Genomic DNA, 20,585 nt, shown 5'->3' on the forward strand with positions numbered 1-20,585 from the left:
GAGAGATCAGCCGGCCCGTCCGAGAAAGCAGCCCAACGGCGGCAGCGACAGAATCTTTTCCTGCAAGGCGGCACCAGCGCCAAGGTCGATCGTCTCTGCGACATCGATACCCTGCGGCAACGGCCAGTTGGCCGGCTCCTCGGCGAAGTTGAAAACGCACAGCACCTTCTCGCCGCCGCCTTCGCGAATGAAGGCAAGCACTTCGCCCTCGGCATCGAGAAAACGGATCGAACCTTGTACCAGCGCCGCATGCCGCTTGCGCAACGCCAGCATCGCCCGATAGCTGGCCAGAACTGACTTTTCCTCGCCGTTCTGGATATCGACCGCGCGGGCGCGATGGCTTTCCGGGATTGGAAGCCACGGCTTGCCGATTGAAAAGCCGGCATTGTTGGCGCCCTTCTCCCACACCATCGGCGTGCGGCAGCCATCCCTGCCCTTGAACCCCGGCCAGAAGCGGATGCCGTAAGGATCGCGCAGATCCTCGAACGCCAATTCCGCCTCCTCCAGCCCGAGTTCCTCACCCTGATAGAGGCAGATCGATCCACGCAGGCATGACAGCAGCGCGATGGAGAACTTCGCCGTCCTTTCCGGGTCGCCGCCGGGCCTTGTCCATCGCGTCACATGGCGAACGACATCGTGGTTGGAAAACGCCCAGCAGACCCAGCCGTCGGAGACAGCACTCTCGAACGCTTCGACGCAGCCACGCACATGCGCCGCCGAGAATTGCGGACCGAGCAGGTCGAATGTGTAGCACATGTCGAGCTTGTCGCCGCCGCCGGTGTAGGCGGCGAGCGTCTGCAACGAACGGGCTTCGTCGCCGACCTCGCCGACAGCGACGCGGCCCTCATATTCGTCGAGCAGCGCCCGAAACCGCTTGAGGAAAGCCAGGTTTTCGGGCTGCGTCTTGTCAAACAAATGCTCCTGATAGAGGTACGGATTGGTTTCGGTGTTGGTGCCTGCGACGCTTGACGCCAGGGGCGGGTTGCTGCGCAGCCAGCGGTCATGGACATAGTAGTTAACGGTATCGAGGCGAAACCCGTCGACGCCGCGCTCCAGCCAAAACCGCACCGTTTCCAGCAGGGCGTCCTGAACCTCCGGATTGTGGAAATTGAGGTCCGGCTGCGAGGCGAGGAAATTGTGCATGTAATATTGCCTGCGGGTCGCGTCCCACTCCCAGGCTGGGCCGCCGAAGACCGACAGCCAGTTGTTGGGCGCGGTGCCATCTGGCTTCGGATCGGACCAGACATACCAGTCCGCCCTGGGATTATCGCGGCTCGCGCGGCTTTCGACGAACCATTCGTGCCGGTCGGACGAATGCGACAGGACCTGGTCGATAATGACTTTCAGGCCGAGACTGTGCGCCTCGGCGACCACTGCGTCGAAATCCTCCGATGTGCCGAACATCGGATCGACGGATGTATAGTCGGATACGTCGTAGCCCATATCGGCCATCGGCGACTTGAAGAAGGGCGACAGCCAGACTGCGTCAGCGCTAAGCGATGCGACATGCGCCAGCCTCGATGTGATACCACGCAGATCGCCACTGCCGTCCCCCGTCGTGTCCTGGAAGGAGCGCGGGTAGATCTGGTAGATGACGCAGCCGCGCCACCACTCGGCGTGGTCACTTGCCACTCGGGTTCTCCTTTATCTGAGCCTGCGCGGCTTCGTGTTCGATCATGAAAATCACCGTTCGCCCCGGCACCGGCCGTGAAATTCCGGCTGCGCCGTCCGATGCTTCGATGGCTGGCTGCCAGCGAAATCCGTCGTGCTCCGGCAGCGTGAACATACACGCCCGGCGATCGCCATTGATGACCGCGGCAAGGCGGCAATCATCGCTGCCGAGCATCATGACCAGGCGGTGCCGCGCCGGATCGTGCCAGCCTGCCTCGTCGAGCGGCGTGGCGGTTTCAGTGAGCCAGACCGCGTCCGGTTGCTCTGATCCGGGCGGCGGCTCTCCTGTCAGGAAGCGCGTGTCGGAAAGCGCCGGCACGCAACGACGCGTCGCGGCGAGCAAAACGGCGTATTGTTCCAGCGCCCGATCGCGCCCGGACCAGTCGAGCCAGGTGATCTCGTTGTCCTGCGCATAGGCGTTGTTGTTGCCCTTCTGGGTGCGGCCGAATTCGTCTCCGGCGGTCAGCATGATCGTGCCGCGTGAGGCAAACAGCGTGGCCAGCAGCGCACATCGGTCATGGAAACGTGCCGTAACGATCGCCCGGTCGCCGGTCTCGCCCTCGACGCCATTGTTCCAGGACAGATTGTCGTCGTGGCCATCGCGGTTCTGCTCGCCATTGGCCTCATTGTGCTTGTGCTCGTAGGCAACAATGTCGGCCAGCGTCATGCCGTCATGCGCGGCGATGAAATTGACGCTGCGGCTCGTCTGCTGGCCTGGCTTGGCAAACACGTCGGACGAGCCGGCAAGCCGGGTGGCGAGCGCGCCGACCATCCCGCTGTCGCCGCGCCAGAACCGGCGGATGTCGTCGCGATATCTGTCGTTCCATTCGAGGAAGGGCGGCGGAAAATTGCCAAGCTGATAGCCGTCCGGGCCGATATCCCATGGCTCGGCGATGAGCACCCGGTCGCCAAGGAGCGGATCATCCCGAATAGCCATGAGCAGTGGCGCAGCGGCGTCGAACGCGCCATCGACCCGCCCCAGAATGGGCGCCAGGTCGAAGCGGAAACCATCGACGCCGGCATGGCGGACAAAGTGACGAAGCGTGTCGAGGACCATTTCCCTGACGACCGGATGATCACAAGCGACGGTGTTGCCGGTGCCGGTGTCGTTGATCAAGCTGCCGTCCGGCCGATGCCGGTAGTAGGCGCGGCTGTCGAGACCGCGCAGCGACAGCGTCGGCCCAAGCCTGTCGCTTTCGCCGGTGTGGTTGAAGACAAGATCGAGGATGACGCCGATACCGGCCTCACGCAGCGTGGCAACCGTCTGCCGCAATTCAGCGAGACCGCCGGGCGCCAGGCGCGGGTCGAGCGCCATGAAGGTCACGGGATTGTAGCCCCAGGCATTGCGCAGCCCGAGCGGCGGCAAATGCCGCTCGTCGATCGATGCCGTCACCGGCATCAGTTCGACCGCCCCGACCCCGAGCTTTTTCAGGTGCTCGACGATAGCCGGATGGGCAAGGGCTGCAACCGTCCCGCGCTGGTGCTTCGGGATGTCCGGATGCAGCATGGTGAAGGCGCGCACCGGCACTTCATAGATCAGGCCACCGGGCTGGAACAGCGGCGGCAAGACGGGCGCCGGCCGCGGCAGGGTGGCGGTAATCGCCTTCGGCAGCAGCGGCGCAGTGTCCGTGCCCTCGCCCCGGCGCGCGGCGAGCCTGACGTCATAGACATAAGACCTGTCGATTTCGACGGCATAGGGGTCGACCAGCAGCTTGTCGGGATCGAACCAAAGCCCGTTCTCGGGCGTATAATCGCCATCGGCGCGAAATCCGTATCGGGTGCCGGCGGCGAGGCCGGTAACGAAAAGCGCGTGAACGCCCTCGCCTTCCGGCTGGAGTTCGAGCCGGTCGATCTCCCTCTCTCCCTGCTCGTCGAAGATCGAGACCCAGAGCCGGCTGGCCGCGGACGACCATGCGGCAAAGCGGATGCCGCCGCGGGTGACGGTGGCACCGAGTGAGTTCATACGGCGACCCCTTCTCCCCTTGTGGGAGAAGGTGGATTGGCGCGCAGCGCCGAGACGGATGAGGGGTGCTGGAAGAAACGAGGCATGGGCGATTTGAGCAAAGGTGTGCGCCAAGCTGGAACACCCCTCATCCGACCGAGCTTCGCTCGGCCACCTTCCCCCCCAAGGGGAGAAGGGGGAGCCTCGCAACGCAGGCCGAACTCAGACGGCCGGCTGTCAACCAAACTCACGTAATCACGCTCGGCTCGGCGCGGCCGGTATGGCTGCGTATCCCGGCAATATCATCGGCTGCCGCAATCAGGTCGGCAAGCGCCTCCTGCGTGTCGAGATCGTGCCTGGACTTGTCCGGCTCGTAGCGCTCGATATAGACGCGCAGCGTCGCCCCCGAGGTACCGGTGCCGGAGAGACGGAAGACGACGCGCGATCCGCCTTCGAACAGCACCCTGATGCCCTGGTTCCTGGCTATCGAGCCGTCGACCGGGTCGTCATAGGCGAAATCGTCGGCGCTGGCGATCTTCATGCCGCGCACGCTGGTGCCGGGCAAGGAAGCGAGCCTGGCCCGCAATTCGTCGACCAGCGCATTGGCGCGGTCGGTCTCGACCTCCTCGTAGTCATGGCGTGAGTAGTAGTTGCGGCCATAGGCGGCCCAGTGCTCGGTGACGATCTGCTTGGCGCTTTCGCCGCGGGCAGCGAGGATATTGAGCCACAAAAGCACGGCCCACAGCCCGTCCTTTTCGCGGACATGGTTGGAGCCGGTTCCGGCACTTTCCTCGCCGCAGATCGTCGCCATGTCGGCATCGAGCAGATTGCCAAAGAATTTCCAGCCGGTCGGCGTTTCATAGATGCCGATGCCGAGCTTTTCCGCGACGCGGTCGGCTGCACCGCTGGTCGGCATCGAGCGGGCGATGCCTTTCAGGCCAGCCTTGTAGCCCGGCGCCAGATGAGCATTGGCGGCAAGCATAGCCACCGAATCCGACGGGGTGACGAAAATGCCCTTGCCGATGATCAGGTTGCGGTCGCCGTCGCCGTCGGAAGCGGCGCCGAAATCCGGCGCATCCGGTCCCATCATCTCGTCATAGAGGTGCTTTGCGTGGACCAGGTTCGGGTCTGGGTGGTGGCCGCCGAAATCCGGCAGGGGAACGAAGTTGCGGGCGGTGCCTTTCGGCGCGCCGAGCCGGTTTTCCAGGATCTCCTTGGCATAGGGACCGGTCACGGCATGCATGGCGTCGAAGCGCATGCGAAAGCCTGACTTGAACAGCCCACGCAACGCATCGAAATCGAACAGATTTTCCATCAGCTCGGCATAGTCGGCGACCGGGTCGATCACCTCGACGGTCATGCCGCCCGCCTCGACGGTACCGATCGTGTCGAGGTCGACCGTGCCGATATCGGCGGTCTTGAAGCTCGAAATCATCTTGGTCTTGGCGAAGATCGCGTCGGTCAGCTTTTCCGGTGCCGGGCCGCCATTGCCGGCATTGTATTTGATGCCGAAATCCTCGTGCGGGCCGCCCGGATTGTGGCTGGCCGACAGGATGATGCCGCCGAAGGTGTTGTATTTGCGAATGATGTTGGAAGCGGCCGGCGTCGACAGGATGCCGCCCTGCCCGACCATCACCTTGCCGAAACCGTTTGCCGCCGCCATGGCGATGGCCTTCTGGATGACCTCGCGGTTGTAGAAGCGGCCGTCGCCGCCGATCACCAGCGTCTTGCCCTTGAACCCGTCCAGCGCATCGAAAATCGACTGGATGAAGTTCTCGGCATAGTGCTCCTGCTGGAACACCGGCACTTTCTTGCGCAGCCCGGATGTGCCGGGCTTCTGGTCGAGATAAGGTTTGGTGGCGACGGTGCGTATCATGCGTCAAGCCCTTTTCGAAAGCAGCAAGCGATAGAGTTCGAGGTATTTTTCTGCGCTTTTATCCCACGACACATCCGCCTTCATGCCTTGCCGCTGCATCGACGTCCAGATCGCAGGGTTGGCGTGCGCCGCGACCAGCCGGCGGATAGCGTGCAGCAAGGCGCCGGCATCGGCGGGTGCGAACTGGAAGCCGGTCGCCACACCTGCCGAAATCGCAGCTTCATTGGCGTCGATGATCGTGTCGGCAAGACCGCCGGTGCGTGCGACGACCGGCATGCAGCCATAGCGCAGGCCGTAAAGCTGCGTCAGTCCGCAAGGCTCGAAGCGCGACGGGATGATGATTGCGTCACAGCCGCCCTGCATGGTGTGGGAAAGCGCCTCGTCATAACCGACGACGACGCCGATGCGACCGCGATGGCGGGCGGCGGCGGCCAGCAGCGCGCCTTCCAGGCCGGCGTCGCCGGACCCCAGGATCGCCAGGCGGGCACCCCTCGCAACAATCCCGTCGACGACCGTTGCCAGTATGTCCATTCCCTTCTGCCAGGTGAGCCGGCTGATCACGCAGACGATCGGACTGTCGTCGCGGTCAAGGTTGAAACGATCCTCGACGGCGGTCCGGTTGGGGTGCCGCGCCTTCAACGTCCTGGCCGTGTAGCTGGAGACCAGATGCTTGTCGGTTTCAGGGTTCCATATCTCGGTGTCGATGCCGTTGACGATGCCATAGAGATCGACGGACCGCATGTTGATGAGGCCATCGAGCCCCATGCCGAATTCCGGCGAGCGGATCTCCTGCGCATAGGTCGGGCTGACTGTGGTGATGGCCCAGGCGGCCTGCAGGCCAGCCTTGAGGAAACCGACGCCGCCGTAATATTCGACGCCGTCGAGCGCCATGGCCGCCGCCGGCAAGCCGAGTTCGCCAAAGATGCCGGCGCCGAACTGGCCCTGGAAAGCGAGATTGTGGACGGTGATCATTGACGGCGTGCCGACCGCCTTGCCGTAGCGCATATAGGCCAGCGTCATCGCCGATTGCCAGTCATGGGCATGGACGATGTCAGGCTGGTAACCCGAGACGGCGCCGCCGGCGATGTCGCCGCCAACCTGGCTCAGGGCCGCGAAACGCCGCCAATTGTCCGGCCAGTCGGCGCCGGTGGCATTGCCATAGGGGCCGCCGGGGCGATCGAACAGATGCGGCGCGTCGAGCACGAACAGGTCGAGCCCGGCGATCTGGACGGCATGGACCGAAGCCTTGCCGCCTTGCAGCAGCGGATAGTGGTGAACGGGTTTTTTCTTCTTGAAGGCATCGATGATCTGGGGATAGCCGGGAACAAGCGTGCGCATCGCCACGCCCTTGCCGGCGAGCGCGATGGGCAACGCGCCGGTCACGTCGGCAAGCCCGCCAGTCTTGATCAGAGGGAATATTTCGGGCGTGACCGACAGGACCTGCATTCACGACAGTCCCAGTTTGTCGATCATGGCCTGCGTGACGAGGCAGATGCCCTTTTCGGAAACGCGGAAGCGCTTGGCGTCGAGGACGGGATCCTCGCCGACCACGAGCCCTTCGGGAATCCTGACGCCATGATCGATCACCACGCGCTTCAATCTCGCGCTGCGGCCGACCTGGCAGTCGGGCAGCATGACGACGTCCTCGAGCGTCGAATAGGAGTTGATGCGCGCGCCGGTGAAGATCAGGCTTCGCTTCAGCGACGCGCCTGAGACGATGCAATCGCCCGAGACCAGCGAGGATACCGCCGAGCCACGGCGACCATCCTCGTCATGCACGAACTTCGCCGGCGGCTTCAGCTCGGCATAGGTCCAGATCGGCCAGTCGCGGTCGTAGAGATCGAGCTCGGGCGTGATGTCGGTGAGGTCGATATTGGCTTCCCAATAGGCGTCGACGGTCCCGACATCGCGCCAGTAGGCTTCGTTCTCGGCGGTCGAGCGCACGCAGGATTTGGCGAAGCGATGGGCGATCGCCTTGCCGTGCTCGACGACATAGGGGATGATGTCCTTGCCGAAATCACGGCTTGAGCCCGGTTCGGCCGCGTCGCGGCGCAGCTGCTCCATCAGGAACTTGGTCTTGAACACGTAGATGCCCATCGAGGCCAGGGCAAAATCCGGCTTGTCGGGAATGCCGGGCGGATCGGCGGGTTTCTCGATGAAGGAGATGATGGTGTCCTTCTTGTCGACATGCATGACGCCGAAGCCGGTCGCCTCCATGCGCGGCACTTCGAGGCAGCCGACGGTGACGTCGGCGCCGGCATCGACATGCTGGCGAAGCATCAGCTCATAGTCCATCTTGTAGACGTGATCGCCGGCCAGGATGACCATGTATTCGGGCCCGTAGGCCTCGATGATGTCGATGTTCTGGTAGACGGCATCGGCCGTGCCCTCATACCATTGCGTTTCCGATACGCGCTGACTGGCCGGCAGGATGTCGAAGCTCTCGTTGCGCTCGGGCCGCAGGAAGTTCCAGCCGCGCTGCAGGTGGCGGATCAGCGAGTGCGCCTTGTACTGGGTGGCCACGCCGAGGCGGCGAATACCGGAATTGAGCGCATTGGAGAGCGCAAAATCGATGATGCGCGTCTTGCCGCCGAAATAGACCGCCGGTTTGGCGCGCCGGTCGGTCAATTCCTTGAGGCGGCTGCCACGGCCGCCGGCCAGAACATAGGCCATGGCATCGCGCGCCAGCGGCTGGGTCCGTTTTATCTCTGCCATTCTTATCCTCCCAAGTTACGCGCTGCGAGACATCGCCTAGTCCGGAGCAAATTCGAGCATGATCGTCGACAGCGGCGGCAACAGCATCGTCGCCGAGATGCCTCCTGCTTCCTTCCGAGCCTCGACGGCACCGTCATTGCCCTTGCCGGAACCGCCATAGTCGGAGGCGTCCGTGTTGATGATCTCGCGCCATCTTCCAGCCATTGGCAACGGCACGCGGTAATTGTCGCGCGGCACCGGCGTAAAATTGGAGATGACGGCGACCGGGGCTCCGCCCGGTGCGCTGCGCAGCCATGCAAAGACCGAGTTGGCGCTGTCGTCGACGATCAGCCAGGAAAAGCCCTCCGGTTCGCAATCGCGCGCATGCAACGCCGGCCGTGAGCGGTAGAGATAGTTGAGATCGCGCACCGTCTGCCAGACGCCGCGGTGGGCCCGGAAATCGAGCAGGTTCCAGTCGAGTGCGCGCGCCTCGCTCCACTCGCGGCGCTGGGCGAATTCCTGCCCCATGAACAACAGCTTCTTGCCGGGGTAGCCCCACATGAAGGCGTAGTAGGCGCGCAGCGTCGCGAATTTCTGCCAGTCGTCGCCGGCCATCTTGCCAAGCAGCGTCCCCTTGCCGTGCACGACCTCGTCATGGGAGAGCGGCAGCACGAAATTCTCTGAGAAGGCGTAGACCAGACCGAAGGTGATGTCGCCGTGGTGATGCTTGCGGAAAATCGGCTCTTTGGAGAAATACTCCAGCGTGTCGTGCATGAAGCCCATGTTCCACTTGAAGCCGAAACCCAGCCCGCCCTCATGTACCGGCTGCGAAACTTTTGGCCATGAGGTCGATTCCTCGGCGATCGTCATCACACCCGGATGATGGCCATAGACTTCCTTGTTCATCCTCTGGAGGAAGCTGACCGCCTCGAGGTTTTCGCGCCCGCCTTTTTCGTTGGGAATCCATTCGCCGGCCTTGCGCGAATAGTCGAGGTAGAGCATCGAGGCGACGGCATCGACGCGCAAACCGTCGACATGGTATTTTTCGGCCCAGAACAGCGCATTGTTGACCAGGAACGAGACCACCTCGCGCCGGCCGAAATTGTAGATCGCGGTGTTCCAGTCGGGATGGAAGCCCTTGCGCGGGTCGGCATGCTCATAGAGCGCGGTGCCGTCGAAGTTGGCCAGGCCATGCGCGTCCACCGGAAAATGCGCCGGCACCCAGTCCAGGATGACGCCGATGCCGGCGCGGTGGGCGCCGTCGACGAACCGGGCAAAACCGTCCGGATCGCCGAAGCGGGCCGACGGCGCGTAGAGGCCCGTCGTCTGATAGCCCCAGGACGGATCATAGGGATGTTCGGAGATCGGCATGAATTCGATATGGGTGAAACCCGTGTCGACGACATACGGGATCAGCCGGTCGGCAAGCTCGTCCCATGACAGGAAGCTGCCGTCGTCGTGAAGCTGCCAGGAGCCGGCATGGACCTCATAGATCGACACCGCCTCGCGGCGGGCGTCGGCGTTGCGCCAGAAATCGCGGTGCGCCTCGTCACCCCATTGATGCGCCGGCGGAAGCGCCGTCACCGAAGCGGTGGCCGGTCGCAGTTCGGACTTGAAAGCGAACGGATCGGCCTTCAGCGGCAGCCTCACGCCATCGGGCCCGATGATCTCGTATTTGTATGGCCGTCCGGCGCCGATGTCGGGGATGAACAACTCCCAGATGCCGGTGTCGCGGCGGACGCGCATCGTATGCCTGCGGCCGTCCCATTCGTTGAAGTCGCCGACCACCGAAACGCGCCTTGCATTGGGCGCCCAGACGGCGAAATGCACGCCGGATGCACCCTCGTGATCGATGAGATGCGCCCCGAGCTTGTCGAACAGCCTGAGGTGCGAACCTTCGGCGATGTAATAGTCGTCCAGCGGACCCAGTACCGGACCGAACGAATAGGGATCGATCAGCCACCAGTCACCGCCGGCATTGCGCGCGTGATAGCGCAGCGGCTGACGCTTTCTGAGCGACAGGCTGCCCTCGAAGAAGCCGCCTTCGTCGCGCCTGGAGAGTTCGCCGGCGTTCTTGCCGGTCAGCGTATAGGCAGTGACGAACTCGGCATGAGGGACAAAGCAGCGGGCGACAAAGCCCTTGTCGACCTCGTGCACACCGAGGACAGCGAAAGGATCACCATGCGTGCCGGCGACAATTGCCGCGACATCACCGGCTGACGCCAGTCCATCCGGCCCGCTTGTCGCAGCGGTCGCGCGCGGCTTCCTCATCAGGCAGTGACCCTCCCCGGCACCCGGACCACGTTGTTCGTGGCCTCATGCAATCATATCAAACGGGCACGTTCCAGATTTCTTTCGCATATTGGCGGATCGTGCGATCGGACGAGAACCAGCCGACGCGGGCGACATTGCGAATTGCCCTGGCGTACCAATCCGGGCTGTCGCGCCAGACCGCGTCGACATCGCGCTGGGTTGAGGCGTAGGCATCGAAATCCGCGGCGACCATGAACCAGTCGCTCTGATAGAGGCCGTTCATCAGGTCGCGATAGCGTTCCGGATCGTCAGGCGAAAAGACGCCCGTCGAAACGGCAGCCACGGCCTGCGCCAGTTCGGGAGAGGCTTCGATCACCGATCGCGGATCGTAGCCGTTGCTGCGCCGCTCGGCGACCTCTTCGGTGGTCAGGCCGAAAACGAAGATGTTGTCGTCGCCGACGCATTCCTTGATCTCGACATTGGCGCCGTCGAGCGTGCCGATGGTCAGCGCACCGTTCAGCGCAAATTTCATGTTGCCGGTGCCGGAGGCTTCCATCCCGGCGGTCGATATCTGCTCCGAAAGATCGGCGGCCGGGATCATGATCTCGGCCAGGCTGACATTGTAGTTCGGCACGAACACCACTTTGAGCAAGCCGCGAACGGCCGGGTCGCGGTTGATGACTTTGGCGACGTCGTTGGCGAGTTTGATGATCAGCTTGGCATTGTGATAGCTGGGCGCCGCCTTGCCGCCGAAGAACTTGACGCGTGGCATCCAGTTGCGCTCGGGATGGGAGCGGATCTGGTCGTAGAGCGCGACTGTTTCGAGGATGTTCAGGAGCTGGCGTTTGTATTCGTGGATGCGCTTGATCTGGATGTCGAACAGCGCCGAGGGATCGATCCTGATGCCGAGGCGGTCGGCGACGAGATTGGCGAGCTTGGCCTTGTTCGCCCGCTTGACTGCCGCGAACTTGTCGCGGAAGGCGGCGTCGTCGGCAAAGGCATCGAGCTCCTTGATCGCGTCTATATCGTCGAGGAAGCGGTCGCCGATCGCCTCGCGGGTGAGCGCGGTGAGACCGGGATTGCACTGGATCAGCCAGCGCCGCGGCGTGATGCCGTTGGTCTTGTTGTTGATGCGGTCGGGGTAGAGTCGGTGGAGCTCGGCAAACACCGTTTCCTTCATCAGCTCGGTGTGAAGGGCAGAGACGCCGTTGATCGAGTGCGAGCCGACAAACGCCAGATTGCCCATGCGCACCCGGCGCTCGCCGTTTTCCTGTATCAGCGAGATCTGGCTGATCTGCTCGTCAGAAAACTGATCGGAGGCGCGCGCCTCCAGCAGCACTTCGGCGTTGATGGCGTAGACGATCTGCATATGGCGCGGCAACAGCCGCTCGAACAGCGGCACCGGCCAGCTTTCGAGCGCCTCTGGAAGCAGTGTGTGGTTGGTGTAGCCGAAAGTGCGCTTGGTGATGCTCCAGGCCTGATCGAAATCCATGCCGTGGACATCCATCAACAGGCGCATCAGCTCGGGCACGGCGATGGCCGGATGGGTGTCGTTCAGATGGATCGCCGCCTTGTCGGGCAGCGACTGCAGGTCGCCATACTGGCTGAGATGACGCTGAATGATATCCTGCAACGATGCGGTGGAAAAGAAATACTCTTGCCTGAGGCGCAGCTCCTGACCGGCCTTGTGGGAATCGGCAGGGTAAAGGACGCGCGACAAGGCATCGGCCTTGTTGCTTTCGGCGAGCGCACCGATGTGGTCGCCGGCGTTGAACTTGTCGAGCAGGATCGGATCGATCGGCATGCCGGACCAGAGCCGCAGCGTGTTGACGCGGTTGGCCCGCCAGCCAACCACCGGCGTATCGTAGGCAACCGCCAGAACATGTTCGATCGGCTTCCAGACGTGGCGCTCGAGCCTGCCGTCCTTCGAGGTGATCGATTCCACCGAGCCGCCGAAACCGACCTCGAATGAGCGTTCGCGCCGCTCGAACTCCCAGGGGTTGCCGTGATCGAGCCAGGTCTCGGGCAGCTCAACCTGCCAGCCGCCATGGATTTCCTGCCGGAACATGCCATTGGCGTAGCGAATGCCATAGCCATGCGCGGGAATGTCGACGGTTGCCATGCTTTCCATGAAGCAGGCGGCGAGCCGGCCGAGACCGCCATTGCCAAGCGCTGCATCTGGTTCGAGGGCCGCGATGAGGTCGAGGTCGACGCCGAGAGACCGCAGCGCTTCGCGCATATTGTCCATCAGGCCGAGATTGGAGAAGGCGTCGCGCATCAGGCGACCGATGAGGAATTCCAGTGACAGGTAATAGACGCGCTTTTCCTGATGGGCGTAGGCCTCTTGCGTTGCCTGCATCCAATGATCGACGATATGGTCGCGCACGACCTTTATCGAGGCGGTGAGCCAGTCGTATTGCGTCGCGACACTGGTCCCCTTGCCGAGCCTGTATTTGAGGGCCTTCAAGACTTCGTCGGCAAGCGCCTTGGGATCGGAGTTTTCGAGAATGGGGGTTTTGGATGTCATCGCGCGCGTCATGCTGCCTCTCGTGCGGTTGCCATGATCATACCGGCTTTCACCATTCCTCCCAGCCCATGCTAGCGCATATTGTTATGCGTTCAATCGAGTTAGATTGCCGCGGGGAAGCTTACCCAGCGGCGGTTTTAGCAACTTGAAGTGCGTCGCGTTTGGGCGGCGTCTGCGACGCATCTTAGAGTCTTAGTTATGTGCATAACGTCCCAAAACCGCAGCGCACCCTCGGTGCGCCCGAGGGCATGCTTTTGGGCGACATGCATCAGGCCGCCAGTGCCGCCTCCGGCGGAAGCTTCGCTCCGGTCATGAAGGCGACGGCGTCCGACATCGTATATTGCTTGGGATCGATGACACAGAGGCGACGGCCCAGCCGATGGATGTGAATGCGGTCGGCCACCTCGAAGACATGCGGCATGTTGTGGGAGATCAGCACGATCGGCAGGCCGCGCTTCTTCACGTCGAGGATCAGTTCGAGCACGCGGCGGCTCTCCTTGACGCCTAACGCCGCCGTCGGCTCATCCATGATGACCATCTTCGAGCCGAAGGCGGCGGCGCGCGCCACCGCCACGCCCTGGCGTTGGCCGCCCGAGAGCGTTTCCACGGCCTGGCTGATGTTCTGGATGGTCATCAGGCCAAGTTCGGTGAGCTTGTCGCGGGCGCGCTTTTCCATTGCCGGGCGGTCGAGCATGCGCAGCCAGTCGCCCAGAAAACCCGGTTTGCGGATCTCGCGACCGAGGAACATGTTGTCGGCGATCGACAGCGCCGGCGACAGCGCCAGGTTCTGGTAGACGGTTTCGATGCCGGCTTCGCGGGCTTCGATGGGCGACTTGAAGAGCACCTGCTTGCCGTCCAACTCGATGATCCCCTCGTCCGGGACAACGGCGCCCGAGATCGCCTTGATCAGCGTCGACTTGCCGGCTCCATTGTCGCCGATCACGGCCAGGATCTCTCCCGGATAGAGATCGAAGTCGCAGCTGTTCAGTGCGGTGACGCGGCCGTAGCGCTTGACGAGGCCGCGCGCGGTGAGGATGGGCTCCTGGGTCATGGTTACACCGAAACCTTTCTGATCCACTGGTCGATCGCCACGGCGCCGATGATCAGCACACCGGTGAGCAGCACTTTCCATTGCGGATCGGCGCCCAGCATGTTGAGGCCCATCGAAACCACGCCGACGATCATCGCGCCGAACAGCGTGCCCAGAATAGAGCCGCGCCCGCCGAAGAGGGAAATGCCGCCGATCACCGTCGCGGTGATCGCCTGCAAATTGTAGTCGGTGACGGCAGCGGACGGCGAGATCGAGCCGTTGCGGCCGATGGAGACCCAGGCAGCGAAAGCGGCGATCAGCCCGGCAAGCGTGTAGACCGAGATCAGCACCTTCTTGGTTTGGATGCCCGACAGCTTCGCTGCCTCCGGATCGTCGCCGACAGCGTAGACATGACGGCCCCATGCCGTGTGATTGAGCACATACCACAAGAACAGCACCAGCACGACCATGGCAATGACGCCGAACGTCAGCACCGCCGTGCCGACCTTGAAGTTCAGGCCAAACAGATGCAGCAGCGGGGCTTGGACGTCGACGTCGGCGTCACGGATCGTCTCATTGGCCGAATAGATGAAGTTTGTGGCCATGACGATGTTCCAGGTGCCGAGCGTGACGATGAAGGGCGGCAGCTTCATGTAGGCGACCAGCAGCCCGTTGAGCAGCCCGCAGGCCCCGCCGGCGGCAAGCCCGATCACCACGGCAAGCAAGGTCGGCAGGCCATAGGTGACCGCGCAATTGCCCATGATCACGGCCGAAATCACCATGATCACGCCGATTGACAGGTCGATGCCGGCTGTCAGGATGACCAGCGTCTGCGCGGCGCCGAGAATACCGACGATGGCGATCTGCTGCAGGATCAGCGTCAGCGTGTAGGACGAAAAGAACCGTCCTCCGATCGTGACGCCAAAGACAGCGATCGACAGGACCAGCACGATCAGCGGCACCGCAGCCGGAGTGGAATGCAGGAAATGCTGGATGCGCTTGACGAGCGACGTACCATGCTCGTCAAAAGCAGCAACGCTTGTCTCGCTGTTCGCGAGAGCCTTTTCGAATTCCTGAACCTGAGACATGTTTCCTCCCATGAGGCTTCAGCTACGCGCCGACGCCCGTCCAACCGTTCCCGATCTGCCGCCGGAATTGTTCGCGCTTGCGATTTCCGCATCGTCCACCCGAAGCAGCCGGGGATCAAGCCCCTGGCCGCTTCGGTCTGTTGCCTGTCAGACCGGCATCAGCCCCAGCACTTGGCGAGGCCTTCCTTGGTGTCGATGGACTTCACGCCCTCCGCGGGCTTGTCGGTCACGAGGTTGACGCCGGTGTCGAAGAAATCCTTGCCTTCGGTCGGCTTGGGCTTCGTCCCGTCCTTGGCGTAAGCGGCGATCGCTTCGATGCCGAGTGCCGCCATCTGCAGCGGATATTGCTGTGAGGTCGCACCGATCACGCCCTCGGCGACCGACTTCACGCCGGGGCAGCCGCCATCGACCGACACGATCAGCACATTGCCTTCGAGACCCACGGCCTTGAGCGCCTGGTAGGCGCCGACGGCTGCCGGCTCGTTGATGGTGTGGATGACGTTGATGCCAGGATCCTTCTGGAGGAGGTTCTCCATCGCCTTGCGGCCGCCTTCCTCGTTGCCGTTGGTGACGTCGTGGCCGACGATACGCGGATCATCCTCATCGCCGATCTTGTTGGGGTCCTTCACGTCGATACCGTAGCCCATCATGAAGCCCTGGTCGCGCAGGACGTCGACCGTCGGCTGCGAGGGCGTCAGGTCGAGGAAGCCGATCCTGGCATCCTTCGCCTTGTCGCCGAGCGTCGCTGCGGCCCAGGCACCAATCAGCTTGCCGGCTTCCAGATTGTCGGTCGCAAAGGTCGCGTCGGCGGCGTCGAGCGGATCAAGCGGCGTGTCCAGCGCGATCACCAGCAGACCGGCGTCACGTGCCTTCTTCACCGCCGGGACGATGCCCTTGGTATCCGACGCGGTGATCAGGATGCCCTTGGCGCCGTCGGCGATGCAGCTTTCGATCGCCGCCACCTGGCTCTCGCTGTCGCCATCGATCTTGCCGGCGTAGGCTTTGAGTTCGACGCCGAGTTCCTTGGCCTTGGCGCTCGCGCCTTCCTTCATCTTGACGAAGAACGGGTTGGTGTCGGTCTTGGTGATCAGGCAGGCGCCGACATCGGCGGCGGACGCAGCCGAGGTGAATGCCATCAGACCCAGTCCGGCCGCGGCAAAAACGGTGGATCTTAGCAGTGCTGTCTTGGTCACGATTTTCCTCCCAGTGGGACCAGTTCGGATGCCGGCCAACCGGCATCGCATGAGCATCCAGCGACTTCTCCCAGCGTGGACGCTTGCCCCAAGAGAATACCAGACTGAGGCTCTTGTCAATAATTAAATCACTCTTATTTATTATTGACAGCGTGGCGTCGGTCACTCATTCTGGCCAAAAGCATTAAGGGAAACGACGGGAGGAGAAGGGGTGGAGACCGGCATACCAAGGCACGGTTCGCCCGAGGCAGCCAAAAGCCGCATTCACCGCGGCACCAACCAGAGCGGCATGCGGGACCACAATGAGCGGCTGGTGCTGTCGCTGGTGCGTCAGCACGGCAGCCTGGCGAAGTCCGACATTGCGCGCATGACCGGACTTTCGGCCCAGACCGTTTCGGTCATCATGCGCGAGCTCGAGGAGGACAACCTTCTTGTCCGCCAGGCGCCGCTGCGCGGCAAGATCGGCCAACCTTCCATTCCGATGGCGCTCAATCCCGATGGCGCCTATTTCATCGGCCTGAAGATCGGCCGCCGCAGCGCCGAACTCGTGCTGATCGATTTTCTCGGCAATGTGCGCTCGATGCTGCAGCATTCCTACCGCTATCCGGCACCGCGCGAGACGGTCGAGTTCGTCACCTCCGGCATGAAGACGATGCGCGGCGAACTCACCCCGGCGCAGGACAAGCGCATTGCCGGACTTGGCATTGCCATGCCGTTCGAATTGTGGAGCTGGGCCAATACGGCAGGTGCGCCGCGCGACGTCATGGACGAATGGCGCCACCGAGACATCCGCGCCGACATCCAGGCACAGTGCGAATTCCCCGTCTACCTGCAAAATGACGCCACCTCTGCCTGCGGCGCCGAACTGGTGTTCGGCAAAGCGGGCACGGCACGCGACTTCGTCTATTTCTACATCGGTGCCTTCGCCGGCGGCGGCATCGTGCTGAACGGTCACCTTTTCGGCGGACCGACCGGCAATGCCGGCGCGCTGGGTTCGATGCCGGTGCCTGGACCGGACGGCAAGCCGACCCAATTGATCGGCGTGGCGTCGATCGCCATGCTGGAAAAGGCACTCAACGCGCGCGGCGTCGAAGCCTCACATCTGTGGACGTCACCGGAGGATTGGGGCGAAATCGGCGTCGAGCTCGACGATTGGATCGCCTGCGCATCGCAGGCGCTCGCCTATGCCATTGTGGCGGCGTCATCGGTTATCGATTTCGAGGCGGCGGTGATCGACGGATGGATGCCGAAGGCCGTGCGGCGCCGGCTCGTCGATGCCGTTATCGATGCTATCGGCAAGATCGACGGTGAAGGCCTGAAGCTTCCGGCCGTGCGCGAGGGGACTGTCGGCATTCATGCGCGTGCCCTGGGCGGTGCCAGTCTGCCGCTTTCCGAGCGCTTCCTCATCGGTTCGACCACGATTTCCAGGAGCACCTGAATGCTGATCGGAATCCCGGCCCTGCTCGGCCCGGAGCTTCTGGCGATGCTGCGTGCCATGGGCCATGGCGACGAGATCGCCCTTGTCGACGGAAACTACCCGGCGAAAGAGCAGGCACACCGGCTCATCCGTGCCGACGGTCATCATCTTGCTCCGATGCTCGACGCCATCCTCAGCGTATTGCCTGTCGATGACGCGGTGCCGGAGGCGCTGTTTCGCGCCTCGGTGAAAGGTGATCCCCTGCTTGCCGATCCCGTTCATCACGAGATGGAGGCGATCTGCGCCGAGCGTGCTCCGGGCCGCAAGGTGGTTGCGCTTGCCGGCGCCGACTTCTATCAACGGGTCAGGTCCGCACACGCGATCGTCGCGACAAGCGAGCCGCGGCTCTACGCCAACATCATCATCCGCAAGGGTGTGATCTATCCGCCGGAGACCAGAAAATCATGATCCTCTGTTGCGGCGAAGCCCTGATCGACATGCTGCCACGCACCACGACTGAGGGCGAGCCGGCCTTTGCCCCCTATGTCGGCGGCGCGGTGTTCAACACGGCAATAGCGCTCGGCCGGCTGGGAGCGCCCGCCGGTTTCTTTTCCGGCCTGTCGACGGATCTGTTCGGCAGCCAGTTCAAGGACGCGCTTGACGCAAGCCAAGTCAGTTCCACCTATGCGCACACATCGCCCCGGCCGACCACGCTCGCCTTCGTGCGGCTGGACAACGGCCAGGCGACCTACACGTTCTACGATGAAAACACAGCCGGACGGATGCTGACCATCGACGATCTGCCGAAACTCGGCAGCGAGATCGAAGCCATGCTGTTCGGCGCCATCAGCCTGATCTCAGAGCCGGCCGGATCCGCCTACGAGGAATTCATGCGGCGCGAGCACAGCCGCCGCGTCATGATGCTCGACCCCAACATCCGGCCGAATTTCATAGCGGACAAGGCCAAGCATCTCAGGCGCATCCGCTCGATGATGGCCATGGCCGACATCGTGAAACTGTCGGACGAGGACCTCAACTGGTTCGGCGAAGCCGGCTCGCACGAGGACGTCGTCCGCAACTGGCTGGAGCGCGGCCCGACGCTGATCGTCGTCACCCATGGCAGCGAAGGCGCCATCGGCTACACCAGGGATCACAAGGTCACGGTCGTGCCGGACAAGGTCGAGGTGGTCGATACGGTCGGCGCCGGCGACACGTTCAACGCCGGCATCCTGGCCTCGCTGCACGAGCAAGGCCAGCTGTCGAAGGAGGCGATCGCCAATCTGTCGGACGACGCCATCCATAAGGCGCTGGCGCTTGGCGCCAAGGCTGCGGCGGTAACCGTGTCGCGGGCCGGCGCCAATCCGCCTTGGCGGCATGAAATCGCCTGATTGGACCGCGATGCGTTGAGGATGCGCTAACATCGATCACTTTATGTTTCGCCCAGCCGAGCGCGTGCGACACGAAGGCCGTGTCGTGCGCAACAAAGCCCCGGATTTCCGGCGTCTGATAGGGACCTGTCGGACTGAGAGGTAACAGGCTGCGACATTTGAGCAATTCGTCGATTGGTCCGTGCAGCTTTCTCGGCCGCGCCAAGTCTGATACCAGCGGCCGGTTATCTGGCTAGTCCCGTTTTGAGGCCGACATGCAGTTCATCGATCTTGGCGCGCAGCGCGAACGAATCCGCAACAGGCTGAAAGCTGCCATCGACCGCGTCGTCGACGAGGGTCGCTACATTCTCGGACCTGAGGTCACCGAATTCGAAAACAAGCTCGCCGCCTATGTCGGCATCAAGCATGTCGTAGCCTGCGCCAACGGGACCGACGCGCTGCTGCTGCCGCTGTTTGCGGCCGGCATCGGTCCAGGTGACGCGGTGTTCGTGCCGAGCTTCACCTTCGCCGCCACGGCGGAAGTGGTGGCGCTGGCCAAGGCCGAGCCGGTTTTCGTCGATGTCGATCCGCAGACCTACAATATCGACATCGCCAGCCTCGAAGCCGCCATCGCCATGATCAAGGCGGAAGGCCGGCTGAAGCCAAGAGCGATCATCTCCGTCGACCTGTTCGGGCTCGCCGCCGATTACGAGGCGATCATGGCCATCGCCGACCGCGAAGGGCTGATGGTGATCGAAGATGCCGCCCAAGCGATCGGCGGCTCGAGCGACGGCAAGATGCTGGGTTCGTTCGGCGCGGTCGGCTCGACCAGCTTCTACCCGGCAAAACCGCTCGGCTGCTATGGCGACGGCGGCGCGATGTTCACCAATGACGATGCGCTGGCCGAGCAACTTCGCTCGTTCGCCTTCCACGGCAAAGGCGAAACCCAATATGACAATGTCCGCGTCGGCATCAATTCGCGGCTCGACACTCTGCAGGCGGCGATCCTGATCGAGAAGCTGGCCATTCTTGAAGACGAAATGGTTGCGCGGCAAGCGGTCGCCAAACGGTATGCCGAAGGCCTCGGCGACATCGTCAAGGCAGCGCGCAACCTGGACGGCGGCCGTTCGGCCTGGGCGCAATATGCCATCGAGACGCCGAAGCGCGACGGGCTGAAGGCGCATCTCGGGGAAAAAGGCATCCCGTCGGTGATCTATTATGTGAAGCCGCTGCACAGCCAGATCGCCTACCGCGATTATCCGCGCACGCCGACAGGTCTTGCCGTTTCTGAGGGGCTGCCGAAGCGTATCCTGTGCCTGCCCATGCATCCCTATCTGAGCGAGGCCGACCAGGACCGGATCATCGAGACGATCCGCAATTATATCGGCTCGAATTCGGCGCAAATCGCCGCTGCGTAGAGTCTCACGCGCACGACTACGATCTAGTCTAGGAGCGCGTCCTGTTTAATCTGGGTCGTATCCAGCTGCCTTGAAGTAGTTGGCGCATTCGGCTGGGGTGAAGCGTTCG

General features: G+C 63.0%; 14 protein-coding genes. 4 read left to right on the plus strand and 10 right to left on the minus strand.

The window, feature by feature from the left end:
- Nucleotides 1-6: 6 nt before the first annotated feature.
- The 10 genes from bglA to AC0L3H_RS26815 form a co-directional block, all read right to left on the minus strand.
- A complete protein-coding gene (bglA, locus tag AC0L3H_RS26770) occupies nt 7-1,632 on the minus strand; it encodes a beta-galactosidase BglA (protein WP_473491654.1) in 1,626 nt (541 codons plus the stop codon).
- Nucleotides 1,622-3,634, minus strand: a complete 2,013-nt coding sequence (gene glgX, locus AC0L3H_RS26775) for a glycogen debranching protein GlgX (protein WP_473587456.1) — start codon at nt 3,632-3,634, stop codon at nt 1,622-1,624. The genes bglA and glgX overlap by 11 nt, the downstream gene beginning before the upstream one ends.
- 226 nt (nt 3,635-3,860) lie before the next feature.
- Nucleotides 3,861-5,489, minus strand: a complete 1,629-nt coding sequence (locus AC0L3H_RS26780) for an alpha-D-glucose phosphate-specific phosphoglucomutase (RefSeq protein ID WP_473587457.1) — start codon at nt 5,487-5,489, stop codon at nt 3,861-3,863.
- 3 nt (nt 5,490-5,492) lie between these two features.
- The gene (glgA, locus tag AC0L3H_RS26785) at nt 5,493-6,935 is read right to left on the minus strand and encodes a glycogen synthase GlgA (RefSeq protein WP_473587458.1); all 1,443 of its coding nucleotides are present in this window, start codon (nt 6,933-6,935) and stop codon (nt 5,493-5,495) included.
- A complete protein-coding gene (gene glgC, locus AC0L3H_RS26790) occupies nt 6,936-8,204 on the minus strand; it encodes a glucose-1-phosphate adenylyltransferase (RefSeq protein ID WP_077381220.1) in 1,269 nt (422 codons plus the stop codon).
- Between the two features lie 36 nt (nt 8,205-8,240).
- Nucleotides 8,241-10,454: a 1,4-alpha-glucan branching protein GlgB gene (glgB, locus tag AC0L3H_RS26795; protein WP_473587459.1), complete on the minus strand. Its 2,214-nt coding sequence runs from the start codon at nt 10,452-10,454 to the stop codon at nt 8,241-8,243.
- Nucleotides 10,455-10,512: 58 nt separating this feature from the next.
- Nucleotides 10,513-12,975: a glycogen/starch/alpha-glucan phosphorylase gene (locus AC0L3H_RS26800; RefSeq protein WP_473491662.1), complete on the minus strand. Its 2,463-nt coding sequence runs from the start codon at nt 12,973-12,975 to the stop codon at nt 10,513-10,515.
- Between the two features lie 256 nt (nt 12,976-13,231).
- On the minus strand, nt 13,232-14,014 hold the full coding sequence (locus AC0L3H_RS26805) for an ATP-binding cassette domain-containing protein (protein WP_023802796.1): 783 nt from the start codon (nt 14,012-14,014) through the stop codon (nt 13,232-13,234).
- Between the two features lie 2 nt (nt 14,015-14,016).
- On the minus strand, nt 14,017-15,081 hold the full coding sequence (locus AC0L3H_RS26810; protein ID WP_236388051.1) for an ABC transporter permease: 1,065 nt from the start codon (nt 15,079-15,081) through the stop codon (nt 14,017-14,019).
- A gap of 158 nt (nt 15,082-15,239) precedes the next feature.
- Entirely contained in the window at nt 15,240-16,217 is a 978-nt protein-coding gene (locus AC0L3H_RS26815; protein WP_236388945.1) for a sugar ABC transporter substrate-binding protein, read from the minus strand.
- A gap of 268 nt (nt 16,218-16,485) precedes the next feature.
- Here AC0L3H_RS26815 and AC0L3H_RS26820 point away from each other — a divergent pair, with 268 nt between their 5' ends.
- The 4 genes from AC0L3H_RS26820 (at nt 16,486) to AC0L3H_RS26835 (ending at nt 20,476) form a co-directional block, all read left to right on the plus strand.
- The gene (locus tag AC0L3H_RS26820; RefSeq protein ID WP_473587460.1) at nt 16,486-17,712 is read left to right on the plus strand and encodes an ROK family transcriptional regulator; all 1,227 of its coding nucleotides are present in this window, start codon (nt 16,486-16,488) and stop codon (nt 17,710-17,712) included.
- Complete coding sequence (locus AC0L3H_RS26825; RefSeq protein WP_473587461.1) at nt 17,713-18,159, plus strand: RbsD/FucU family protein; 447 nt, start codon at nt 17,713-17,715, stop codon at nt 18,157-18,159.
- Entirely contained in the window at nt 18,156-19,079 is a 924-nt protein-coding gene (locus AC0L3H_RS26830; protein WP_473587462.1) for a carbohydrate kinase family protein, read from the plus strand. Before AC0L3H_RS26825 ends, AC0L3H_RS26830 begins: the two co-directional genes overlap by 4 nt.
- A 254-nt stretch (nt 19,080-19,333) precedes the next feature.
- Nucleotides 19,334-20,476 carry a DegT/DnrJ/EryC1/StrS family aminotransferase gene (locus tag AC0L3H_RS26835; RefSeq protein ID WP_473587463.1) on the plus strand — a complete coding sequence of 381 codons (1,143 nt, stop codon included), beginning with the start codon at nt 19,334-19,336 and terminating at the stop codon, nt 20,474-20,476.
- The last annotated feature ends 109 nt before the right edge of the window (nt 20,477-20,585 follow it).

The organism is Mesorhizobium sp. WSM4816, from assembly GCF_055811535.1.

Bases quoted from the DNA above. Each gene is read 5' to 3' on its own strand.
- AC0L3H_RS26800 (WP_473491662.1), bottom strand. From the start codon at position 12,975: ATGACGCGCGCGATGACATCCAAAACCCCCATTCTCGAAAACTCCGAT.
- AC0L3H_RS26810 (WP_236388051.1), bottom strand. From the start codon at position 15,081: ATGTCTCAGGTTCAGGAATTCGAAAAGGCTCTCGCGAACAGCGAGACA.
- AC0L3H_RS26835 (WP_473587463.1), top strand. From the start codon at position 19,334: ATGCAGTTCATCGATCTTGGCGCGCAGCGCGAACGAATCCGCAACAGG.
- AC0L3H_RS26825 (WP_473587461.1), top strand. From the start codon at position 17,713: ATGCTGATCGGAATCCCGGCCCTGCTCGGCCCGGAGCTTCTGGCGATG.
- glgB (WP_473587459.1), bottom strand. From the start codon at position 10,454: ATGAGGAAGCCGCGCGCGACCGCTGCGACAAGCGGGCCGGATGGACTG.
- AC0L3H_RS26815 (WP_236388945.1), bottom strand. From the start codon at position 16,217: ATGGCATTCACCTCGGCTGCGTCCGCCGCCGATGTCGGCGCCTGCCTG.
- glgC (WP_077381220.1), bottom strand. From the start codon at position 8,204: ATGGCAGAGATAAAACGGACCCAGCCGCTGGCGCGCGATGCCATGGCC.
- AC0L3H_RS26830 (WP_473587462.1), top strand. From the start codon at position 18,156: ATGATCCTCTGTTGCGGCGAAGCCCTGATCGACATGCTGCCACGCACC.
- glgA (WP_473587458.1), bottom strand. From the start codon at position 6,935: ATGCAGGTCCTGTCGGTCACGCCCGAAATATTCCCTCTGATCAAGACT.
- glgX (WP_473587456.1), bottom strand. From the start codon at position 3,634: ATGAACTCACTCGGTGCCACCGTCACCCGCGGCGGCATCCGCTTTGCC.
- AC0L3H_RS26780 (WP_473587457.1), bottom strand. From the start codon at position 5,489: ATGATACGCACCGTCGCCACCAAACCTTATCTCGACCAGAAGCCCGGC.
- AC0L3H_RS26805 (WP_023802796.1), bottom strand. From the start codon at position 14,014: ATGACCCAGGAGCCCATCCTCACCGCGCGCGGCCTCGTCAAGCGCTAC.